Origin of the sequence: Arsukibacterium sp. (assembly GCF_041616895.1) — a bacterium.
Lineage (GTDB): Bacteria > Pseudomonadota > Gammaproteobacteria > Enterobacterales > Alteromonadaceae > Alishewanella.
Window position 1 is genome coordinate 1 of the sequence record NZ_JBFJPY010000113.1, and the last position, 9853, is coordinate 9853.

11 protein-coding genes are annotated in these 9853 nt (G+C 46.7%); 3 read left to right on the top strand and 8 right to left on the bottom strand.

Annotated elements, in window-relative coordinates:
- The coding region (locus ABY802_RS14610; RefSeq protein WP_372627864.1) for a TonB-dependent receptor plug domain-containing protein at positions 1–686 on the bottom strand (686 nt) is incomplete at its 3' end.
- A 439-nt stretch (positions 687–1125) separates the two neighbouring features.
- Between ABY802_RS14610 and ABY802_RS14615 the strand changes: the two genes are divergently transcribed.
- From ABY802_RS14615 to ABY802_RS14625, 3 genes are all read left to right on the top strand, one after another.
- Positions 1126–1572, top strand: a complete 447-nt coding sequence (locus tag ABY802_RS14615) for a helix-turn-helix transcriptional regulator (RefSeq protein ID WP_372627865.1) — start codon at positions 1126–1128, stop codon at positions 1570–1572.
- Positions 1559–3724: a 4-alpha-glucanotransferase gene (gene malQ / locus ABY802_RS14620; RefSeq protein WP_372627866.1), complete on the top strand. Its 2166-nt coding sequence runs from the start codon at positions 1559–1561 to the stop codon at positions 3722–3724. The genes ABY802_RS14615 and malQ overlap by 14 nt, the downstream gene beginning before the upstream one ends.
- Positions 3725–3913: 189 nt before the next feature.
- Positions 3914–4600, top strand: a complete 687-nt coding sequence (locus ABY802_RS14625; RefSeq protein WP_372627867.1) for an outer membrane beta-barrel protein — start codon at positions 3914–3916, stop codon at positions 4598–4600.
- Positions 4601–4692: 92 nt separating this feature from the next.
- Here the strand turns inward: ABY802_RS14625 and ABY802_RS14630 are convergent, their stop codons facing one another.
- From ABY802_RS14630 to ABY802_RS14660, 7 genes are all read right to left on the bottom strand, one after another.
- Positions 4693–5058, bottom strand: coding sequence for a DUF4870 domain-containing protein (locus tag ABY802_RS14630; RefSeq protein WP_372627868.1), 366 nt, complete (start codon positions 5056–5058; stop codon positions 4693–4695).
- A gap of 176 nt (positions 5059–5234) precedes the next feature.
- Positions 5235–5630: a DUF3224 domain-containing protein gene (locus tag ABY802_RS14635; protein WP_372627869.1), complete on the bottom strand. Its 396-nt coding sequence runs from the start codon at positions 5628–5630 to the stop codon at positions 5235–5237.
- Between the two features lie 113 nt (positions 5631–5743).
- A complete protein-coding gene (locus tag ABY802_RS14640) occupies positions 5744–6706 on the bottom strand; it encodes a sensor domain-containing diguanylate cyclase (protein ID WP_372627870.1) in 963 nt (320 codons plus the stop codon).
- A gap of 111 nt (positions 6707–6817) precedes the next feature.
- Positions 6818–7375 (bottom strand): hypothetical protein, encoded by a 558-nt coding sequence (locus tag ABY802_RS14645; protein WP_372627871.1) that lies wholly within the window; start codon positions 7373–7375, stop codon positions 6818–6820.
- A 121-nt stretch (positions 7376–7496) separates the two neighbouring features.
- Positions 7497–7892: a hypothetical protein gene (locus ABY802_RS14650; RefSeq protein ID WP_372627872.1), complete on the bottom strand. Its 396-nt coding sequence runs from the start codon at positions 7890–7892 to the stop codon at positions 7497–7499.
- 55 nt (positions 7893–7947) lie between these two features.
- The gene (locus ABY802_RS14655) at positions 7948–8403 is read right to left on the bottom strand and encodes a hypothetical protein (RefSeq protein ID WP_372627873.1); all 456 of its coding nucleotides are present in this window, start codon (positions 8401–8403) and stop codon (positions 7948–7950) included.
- Positions 8404–8675: 272 nt separating this feature from the next.
- Positions 8676–9853: alpha/beta hydrolase family protein (locus ABY802_RS14660; protein WP_372627874.1), on the bottom strand; the 1178-nt coding region annotated here is incomplete at its 5' end.

Genomic DNA, 9853 nt, shown 5'->3' on the forward strand with positions numbered 1-9853 from the left:
TGGCGTGGCGTTTCCATTGATGATACAACCAGCGCTACACCAACGGTATCGTCTAAAAACTTGTCAACAAAGTTTACTGAGAAACGATGACCACTATTGTCGAAATCCGGGTTACCCGCTGAGTAGTCATTTTGTTCAAAGTTGGCATTAAAGGTCAGGGTAGACTCGGCAGTTAATGGCCGCACTGTTTGCAGATCGATGGTGCCACCGATGCCCTGGGCCAAAACTGTAGCATCCGGCGTTTTATATACCACTGCGGTAGAAACAATTTCCGATGGGTATAAGTCGTACTCTACGCCACGGTTATCGCCCATACCTAAAAGTTCACGGCCGTTTAACGAGGTACCCACGTAGTTTTCGTTAAAGCCCCGCACCGATAAACCGCTGGTACGGCCATTACGACGTTCACCAGCCAGGCCAGGTAAGCGGGCCAGCGACTCAGCAATACTGGTATCGGGCAGCTTACCAATGTCTTCTGCTGACAACACTTCGACCACCGAGCTTTCACTCATTTTAATGGCTTGTGCTTTTTGCAGACTACCGCGATAACCCGTTACCGCAATCACTTCTATTCCATCTTCTTTTGCCTGCTCGCTGGCGTCAGACGTTTGTTGCGCTACTGCCGCAGAGCTGGCGCCTGCGGCAATCAGCGCGACAGTCAGCATATTTAGTTTAAAATTTTTCATTACCCTTATCCCCGGTGAGGTTGTTATTGTTTAGCAGCAAACTCTTCCCGACTTATCGCAAGCGGTGAAAACTTACTAACCAACTTTTACTATGGTCATTTATTAAACTTATTCGGGCCTAAGCTCAACATGAATACGTATTCATAAGCCGCTTATTGCACAACGGCGGAGCAAAGTGGTTAACGAGCGCACAAATACAGTGCAAGCCTTGTACATAAAGCCATCAGCTCGATGGTGACTGCTGCACTTTGTTGTCGGCCAGGTTAGAAAACAGCCCTTCAGACACGCTTTCACTGCCTTGCATTTCTGGCTATTTTCGCTGCATACGTATGCAGCATGTTTAACTATGGTCCAACGTTGATTTATGCTTGCACCAATTAATGGCAGCTACGAGCAAAGCCGGGGATTTTGCTTTGCTGCCAACTTGGAGCATTGCAAAATGACGATCATACATCATGGTTTGATACGGTACCGCCTGCGACATGAGCCTAACAGTGGCCAGCGCCATTGTCAGTTATCGCTGTTAAAACAGCAGATTTGCCGGCAATTGCCGCAGGTTCCCAGGTTAAATGACGCTGCCGGGGCACTGAATATCAGTAGCCGGTCATTGCAGCGTTTTTTGCAGAGTAACAATACCTGCTTTCGGCAGCTGGTTAGCGAATGCCGCCACCAGTTAGCGCAGCAGTATCTGCAGGAAAATATACTTAATATTCAACAAATTGCAACCCAGCTCGGTTTTGAAGAACAAAGTAGTTTTCAAAAAGCATTTAAAAGCTGGCAAGGTTGCTCGCCCGGTGTTTATCGCCAGCGTAGTAACACCACAATAAGCCGTTCTTATCCGGGGAATACCCTGGCCAGCCGACAGGTGATGTATGGAACCAATTAAGCAACTCGCGGCGTTAGCGGGCCTGCAAGACCGTTATATTCATGCTCAGGGCCATACTGAGCATATTGCTCTGGCGGATCAACACGCCATTCTGACGGCAATGGGCTACGACTTAACAAGCGCCGAGGCGATAGCCGGTCACATTCGCGAGTTACAACATAAGCCGTGGGCTGAAGTGGTCGCCCCGGTTCAGGTGATCACAGCACAGCCCCCCCTTACCGTGCGGGTGCAACAGCCGGTAGCCAGCGCCTGCAGTGGCTGGCAATGGCGGTTAGTAACCGAGCAGCAACAGGAGTATTCAGGCCAGTTGCAGGTTGCCACCAGCGATATTATTGAGCGTAAGCAACTGAACGATAAAGAGTATCTGGCGTTTAATCTGCTAATAAACGTCGAGCTGCCACCAGGTTATCATCAATTAACGCTAACGGCAGAGGCCACCGCTTCCGCTCCTGAACAACAGTATCAGCAACAACTTATTGTCAGCCCCAGTCGCTGTTTTCAGCTACAGGACCAGGCAGTACTGCACAACACCAAGGGCCCGGCCATTCAGCTGTATGCCCTGCGCTCCAGCCGCAACTGGGGTATTGGTGATTTTGTTGATTTAAAAAACCTGGTGGCGCCCTTAGCGGAACTGGGTAATGACTTTATTGGCTTAAACCCGTTGCATGCCTTGTATCCTGGTCTGCCTCAGGACTGCAGCCCCTATAGCCCCAACAGCCGGCTCTGGTTAAATACCCTGTATGTGGCGCTGGAACACAGTCCGGAATTTGCAGAATGCCAGGCAGCTAAGCAGCTTTATGCCAGCCAGCCTTTTCAATCCCGATTACAGCGGTGTAGGGCAGCAGCAGACGTTGACTACCATGCGGTAAGCACTTTAAAGGCAGAAATAGCCGGTTTGCTTTACCAGCATTTTAAACAACATCATCTGAGCAGCGACAGCGAGCGGGCCCGGCAATTTCAGCAGTTTATTGCACAAAGCGATAGCAGTCTGCTGGATCTGGCACGTTACCAGGTGCTACAAACGGTGCTGTTTAAACGCGATATGCAGATGGCCTGCTGGCAAAACTTCCCGCCAGAATATCAGCAGCCGCATAGCGATGCCGTAAAGCAATTTGCCGAAGAGCACCGCGATGCCATTGACCAGCAACTGTATTTACAATGGCTGGCGCAGCAACAATTGGCTGACGTAAAAAAGCAATGTCAGCAGCAAGGTATGGCCATTGGCCTGTACTGTGACGTGGCCGTAGGCGCTAATAGCAACAGTGCAGAAAGCTGGGGGGCACCGGAAGACTTTCTGATGCAGCTGAGCGTAGGCGCACCACCCGATATTATGGCACCCAAAGGCCAGAACTGGGGCTTGCTGGCGTACAACCCGGACACCTTACGCCAAAAAGCCTACCAGCCCTTTATTCAACTGATCCGTGCCAATATGCGCTACGCCGGAGCATTGCGCCTGGACCATGTTATGGCGCTGCTGCGGCTGTGGTGTTGCCCGCCTGGTGCTGACGCCACGGCCGGCGGCTATATCAGCATGCCGGCCAATGAACTGTTTGCCATTATGGCGCTGGAAAGTCAGCGTAACCATTGTGTGGTTATTGGCGAAGACTTAGGCACAGTGCCAGCTGAAATCAGTGCGTTAATGGCAACTTATCAGGTGATGTCTTACCGGGTATTTATGCTGGAGCAAAAAGCCGGCAGTTATCAGCACCGCGACCAAACCTATCCGGCATTGTCTCTGGCAACGGTCACCACCCACGATATGCCAACCCTGGTCGGCTACTGGCATGAACACGATTTGGCGCTGCGGCATAAGTTAGATTTATTCCCCAGTGCAGAGATCGCTGCCAATCTGGAGCAATTGCGCAAAGATGAAAAGCAATTGCTCTGTCAGCAGCTGCAGTTGGAGCACGGTAATGTGCGGCAGTTAGTGACCAACAGCCACCTCTACCTGGCTGCCACGCCTGCCCGCTTAATGGCGTATCAGCTGGAAGACCTGATGCTGGTAGCCACCCCGGTTAACATACCGGGCACCAGCACGGAATACCCGAATTGGCGGCGTAAACTGCCACTTGATTTCGAGCAGGCACTGCAGCAAAGCGACGTACGCCAGCTGATCACAGCGATGGCAGAACAGCGTCAATCCAAGCATTAATTTATCACCAGAGTTACCTGAATAAGACCAGCAGCTTAGCGGCTGCTGGTCTTAAATCACTATCCCGGTCAGCCCCGCACTTCTTGTTACATATTTTTTAAAAAAAGTCATTTACCCTCTCATTTGTTTCATATATAAATACAGCCGCATTTTAATAGTTACAATTAATTTAATAAAATAGGATGTTTTATGCTGTTTAAAAAAAGTGTGCTTGCGTTGGCGTTATTGGGTTGTGCCGCAGTACAGGCTGACACCGCACCAAGTTACCGGTATGTCCAGGGCTCGGTAGAGCATATTTCTCAATCGGGAGACGAGAGCTTCTCAGATACTGGCTTTGGTGCAAAAGCTGCCTGGCAGTTTAATAACAACTGGTTTATTGCCACAGAATGGCAGCGCTTCACCGACAGCGAGTCTTATGCTGAAGTTTATAATAATGCACGGCTAGAGGTGACAGAAAGTCTGAGCTTCGATCGCTATTACGTCGGCGGCGGTTACATTATGCCAATCAATGACCAAACCAATCTTAGCATTGCGGGTTATTTTGGTGGCTACCGATTGGGCGCAAAAAGCACTTTCAGGGTTTTTGTAGATAACCAACTTTCTGAAAGTGAACGTTATTCTGAAAGCAGCACCGAAAACTCGTTAAAAGCCGAAGTTAAGTTGCGCTCGAATATTACTACATCGCTGGAACTGTCGGGCAGCGCCTATTATGAATATCTGAATGCCGACCTGGACAATAAATCTCAGTATGGCTTAGGTGTTGGCGCGCAGTATAATTTCACCCCCAGGTTTGCCCTGGCAACCGATTTAAGTTTTGGCAAATTACTGGATGAAAGCACCACCCAGTTCAGCGTCGGTGCACGTTACCACTTCTAAATTATTAGTAGGTAGGCTACTTGGCTTCACAGCAGCCAACCAGCAAGGGCTTGGCTGTTTTATATTGGCTGCTGCTTCACGCTTATCCGGCACTATTTAAAGAACTTGATACTAAGCGGGTATTCCCATACCTCGTTCTGGTTTGCTTTAACTGCACCAATAATGATGAAAATGATGTTAACAATAATCAGCGCAAACAGCAGGAAAAAGCCAATAATGACAAACATCAGAAAAATACTGACAACCAGATAAATCAACAGGCTCAGGATCCAGTTAACGATATTTTTGCCATGCGCATCTACCTCGGCAAACTGTTCTTTATTGGTTACCCACATCACAATGGGCAAAATAATACCGGCACCGGGAATAATAATTCCGGCAAATTGCGCTAAGTGCATTAGCAAACAATAGGCTTTTAAATCGACGCCCCAGGGCCGGTTAAGCTGTTGATTTTCCATAATAGATCTATTCCTGTTTTATTTTGTTGTTTTCTTTTTAACGTAACCCGCGCTGGCCAACAGTCAGGCTTTTGTTTGCAGGTTATTGCGGGTTAGCCAGTAAACGTATACTGCCAGCGCGATATACCGCGGGGCAGTGGTTTAACGTTGCAATCAGCGCTTTTCGCTGACGATTGTTAATCATTAATAGTAAATTCGTAGTTTGCCTGGCCATTTTCACCAGACTTAAAAAAGCCTTTCCCAGATATACCTGATAAGCCGCTTTTCCCAGAATTTGGTACGATTTCAAAGTTACTGGTCGCAACTCCGGCTTCAAACTTTCCGGTATGTTGAACAACAAAACTACCCGATTTACCGTTAACTGAAGCTGATACCGTTTCAAAGCCAACAAATAAGGCAGAGCCACCTATTTGATAAGACATAAGATATTGCAGCTGACTTGAACCCTCTATCTCACCACTATAGGTTTGAGTGATTTTGGCATGGCTCTGTTTAGTGCCATCATCATCTTCTAAATAAGGTGATTCATCCCATCCGGTAATCTGAAATGTGCCATTCAATTTCGTTGTCATTACTTTTCCTTTGTTTGACGGTTCAACGGTTCAGAGCAAAATCATAACAAAATTCAGCTATGCTCCATCAATGCTTGCAACAAGTTCAGCCAAGAGAACAATATCCTCAAACATTAACGTGCCCTGTTTTTCTTTTTTTCATACATTTCGGCATCTGCTTTCGCAACCATTTCCTCCAGCGATAACGCTGTATCATGTGCGAAGCTTGCCACTCCGGCACTGTACGTTATCGAGTAAGGTTTTTTAATGGCCTTGTTCATTGCCTCCATTTCTGTTTCAAACCGCGTTAAAATCTCTGCAATGTGCGCTTCAGTGGCATCGGTTAACATCGCAACAAACTCATCCCCACCCAATCGGCCAATCACATCGCTTGCACGAAACACGCTGCGCATCACTTCTGCAAACTGCTTTAATGCAAAATCGCCCTCATGATGACCAAAATTGTCATTGATCGGTTTGAATTTATTTAAATCAAATAAAAGCACTGACATCGGAATTTTCTTTCGCTGGCAAACCTTTTGACTATGCTCTGCCAGTGTCAGAAATCCCCTGCGGTTTGATATTAATGTTAATTCGTCCAGCGTTGCCAATTGAATTGACCTTATCTCCTGCTCAATCATGGCGCCCAGGTCGTTTAAAAGCTGCTTATCGTCTTCATTAAGATGCTTAGGTTTCGAGTCAATTAAACACAATGTTCCTATGTTTATCCCTTGCCGCAGTTTTAACGGATAACCGGCATAAAAACGGATATTTGGCGCGTCAGTGACCAGTGGGTTATCAGAAAATCTGTCATCCTCCGTTGCATTCGGGATAATGAACAAACCGTCCTGATTTATAGCATGACCACAAAATGATATCTCGCGTGGCGTCTCAGACGCCTCCAAACCTTGCTTGGATTTAAACCACTGCCTGTTTTGATCAACCAAGCTAACCAGAGAAATTTCCACGCCAAACATCCGCTTTGCCATGCGGGTAACGCGATCAAATCGTTCTTCATGAGTCGTATCAAGAATTTCCAGCGTTCTTAAGGCATGCAGTCTTTCTGCTTCATTTTCTGGTAATTCTGGCTTAATCATATTGGTTTCTCTTTGTTAACGAATCTTTTAATTGTAGTGCAACACCGCAATCAATCGTGCCAGCAGAAATGCGAAATTGACAACCTCGGGTGAAATTTGTCGAAAAAAGGATTACGCACGTTGCTGCCTGGCTGCTGATAATACCATCTTACTTTTTCTAAATAGTATTAACGCAAAGACGATTTCTAAAACTGCCCCAGCAAAAGCCCCGGCAATAAACGGTAAGCCTAGTACCGGACATGCTACGCCTGCGACCATCAATAATGCGCCAAGTAACCAGTATTCTTTAATCGCATATAAAGTATGAAACGCAAAATAACGAGCACCAATAGCCAGTAGCATAATTGGAAAAAATAATTCTATTTTAATTTGAGCGACGTAAAAAGCGATTAGCAACCCGCCAAAAAGCACCGGAAGCGTCTCTAAAGCAAGGTGCCTTAATACATTTTTCGAAGATAGCTTGCCAGTTGCCGATAACAGCTTTGAGAAAAAAATAGATAGAGGAACGATAAACATACCACCAATGAACAGTGCATACATGGCAGCAACGTTAGACATGGTGACGCCCACTACACCCGCGATAAGCCACACTAAACCTGACGCAAAAACCCCCGTTGCGCCACCTGTGAATGCTGAATTCATGTCATTTTGTGATTCTGTAAAGTCCATTATATGTCCTTTTATATGGCGGTATCATGCCAAAGCAGCTGCGTGACTGGCGTTGGCTAACTATGATTACTTTTTGAAATTACACGTTCAACCTGCTTTTAGTTAGTACAGTTATTGATAACTAGTTAAATAAAAACAAACTGGCATTTAAGTAACCAGCGCCGATGCCGATAGACATCATTGCAACAAATCGGATACGACTTAAGATCGTGGATATGTCGTAAATTCTTTTGTCTTTGAGCAGCGAGTCAACAATATAATCCTGGCCAAAAATGGCGCATAGAATCGAAAGCCCAAAAAACATCAATGAAATATAGACATCTTTGCCAGATTCGATAACTTCCATCTGAATTAACAGTATTAAACCACCGCAGACGGCTGAAGAAAGCCATGCATACTGCTTTAACAATTCAAAATTTAGCTCCGTAGCAAGGGCTTCATTCTTAGATTTATTTTGCTCTGTCACAGCACATTTAGCCGAACTCGCTATTGTTTCTTCCGTTTTTATCGATTCCACGCTGCACGCCTCCAATTGTTGACCTTGCCTCATTAACGAACACTTTCTATTCACCTTACAAAATAGAGTAACCATCTGAATTAAGCTGTAATAAGTAACCCGCAACAGACTTTCCAGCCGCAACTGTTTCGACTTTATTAATGGAGACATTTTTTGTGAGGTAATACGTTTTTAATAACTGATAATTTCTATTATTGACATCTGTTTGGCATTTTACTTCAGTTAAGCCACATTCATTTGTGTCATGCATTAGAAGAATTGTTGTTCCAGCATCGTTTGCTGAGACCCGGATATTTTTACCCTTCACAACAACCACTCTGGTAGCACCATTCATGCTACTACAGTCTCGAGTTAGCCCCATGCCAGAGCAACCCGCGGTAACCCCATTAATAGGGCTAGCTTGTTTCGCGTCTTCAACCGATATTTCTTTAATAACGGTAGTATTTACACACGAGGTAATAAACATGCAGGTAATTACAATAAACCATATTTTTTTCATTTCAATTTCCATATATTGATGCTGAATTACATTTGTTGACAGTAAGATTAAGGTTGATTTTGATTAGCTAACAGTTTAATTGAAAGCCCGATCCGACATTTAACATAATGTAAACTACATTTTATTTTTAAATAGTGAACAGTAGCCAGTAAGCACCATTAAATCAACAGTTTATTCCAGGAGCGAAAGTAGATGCTAAAACGTCGGGAGTAGTAGACTTTAAGTTAATGAAAGAGGACTGCCCTCGCAGCCCTCTTAATGGTAATAATGAGTTATTACCCGCGTTATGGTGCCTTGGCTGGCTCGGCGTTTTTAACAAACTCATCCAGCCACTGCTGGGTTTCCCACAGCATATGCAGCACGGACTCGCGGGCACGATAGCCATGCGATTCCAGCGGCAGCATGACCAGGCGGGTCGTACCGCCATGGCCTTTAATAGCCTGATACAAACGCTCGCTTTGCATCGGGAAGGTGCCTGAGTTGTTGTCGTCGGTACCGTGGATCATCAGCAGCGGGGTTTTCAGTTTATCTGCATGGAAAAACGGTGACATTGCCAGATACAAGTCAGGGTCGTCCCATAAGGTGCGCTGCTCACGCTGAAAACCAAAAGGCGTTAAGCTGCGGTTGTAGGCACCGCTTCTGGCAATACCGGCTTTAAATAAGTTGGTATGGGCCAGTAAATTTGCCGTCATAAAGGCACCATAGGAATGGCCGCCAATGGCTACCCGCTGTGGGTCGGTTACCCCGCGGCTTACCCCGGCGCCAATTGCCGCTTCGGCATTTAATACCAGCTGGGCAATAAAGTTATCGTTGGGCTCGGTTTCACCTTCACCGACAATTGGCATAGTGGCATTGTCCAGCACGGCATAACCCTGCGTAGCCAGAAATTGCGGCGTCCAGTAGCTTATGCGGTTAAAGCGATACGGCGAGTCTGACACCTGGCCCGCAGCGGCGGCATTTCGAAACTCGCGCGGGTACGCCCAGATAACCGTCGGTAGCGGTCCATCGCGCTTGGGCTCATAACCTGCAGGTAAAATCAGGTTAGCGGACATGGGTACACCATCCGCCCGCTGATAGTTAATAAGCTCGCGGCTAATACCCAGCGTATGCGGCATCGGGTGCGGTGTATCGGTTAACGCCGTTAGCTTGCCACTTTGTAAATCGCGCAGGTAAAAATCAGCAGGCTCGGTAGGGGCTTCACGCTGAGTGAGTAATTTGTCGCCCGGCAGCAGGGTGATTGGGTATTCATAATACGGCGCTTCTGAGCGCCATAGCCGCTCGGTGTTGCCGCTTGTCAGCTCATATTTATCGATAAATGGCCGGTTGCCCTGCTCTGATGCGCCAACCGCGGTCAGGTAAATATGGCCATTTTCTAACCGTAGCATACGCTGACCATTGTCAGCGGTGGTCATTAATGGCCGGCCCGGATCGGCATAGCGGTCTTCGGTAGAGCGCTGCCACA

What these genes read in the sequence shown, in the direction of transcription:
- ABY802_RS14615 (WP_372627865.1), top strand. Translation starts at nt 1,126, where the DNA reads ATGACGATCATACATCATGGTTTGATACGGTACCGCCTGCGACATGAG.
- ABY802_RS14635 (WP_372627869.1), bottom strand. Translation starts at nt 5,630, where the DNA reads ATGACAACGAAATTGAATGGCACATTTCAGATTACCGGATGGGATGAA.
- ABY802_RS14630 (WP_372627868.1), bottom strand. Translation starts at nt 5,058, where the DNA reads ATGGAAAATCAACAGCTTAACCGGCCCTGGGGCGTCGATTTAAAAGCC.
- ABY802_RS14655 (WP_372627873.1), bottom strand. Translation starts at nt 8,403, where the DNA reads ATGGAAATTGAAATGAAAAAAATATGGTTTATTGTAATTACCTGCATG.
- ABY802_RS14625 (WP_372627867.1), top strand. Translation starts at nt 3,914, where the DNA reads ATGCTGTTTAAAAAAAGTGTGCTTGCGTTGGCGTTATTGGGTTGTGCC.
- ABY802_RS14640 (WP_372627870.1), bottom strand. Translation starts at nt 6,706, where the DNA reads ATGATTAAGCCAGAATTACCAGAAAATGAAGCAGAAAGACTGCATGCC.
- ABY802_RS14645 (WP_372627871.1), bottom strand. Translation starts at nt 7,375, where the DNA reads ATGGACTTTACAGAATCACAAAATGACATGAATTCAGCATTCACAGGT.
- malQ (WP_372627866.1), top strand. Translation starts at nt 1,559, where the DNA reads ATGGAACCAATTAAGCAACTCGCGGCGTTAGCGGGCCTGCAAGACCGT.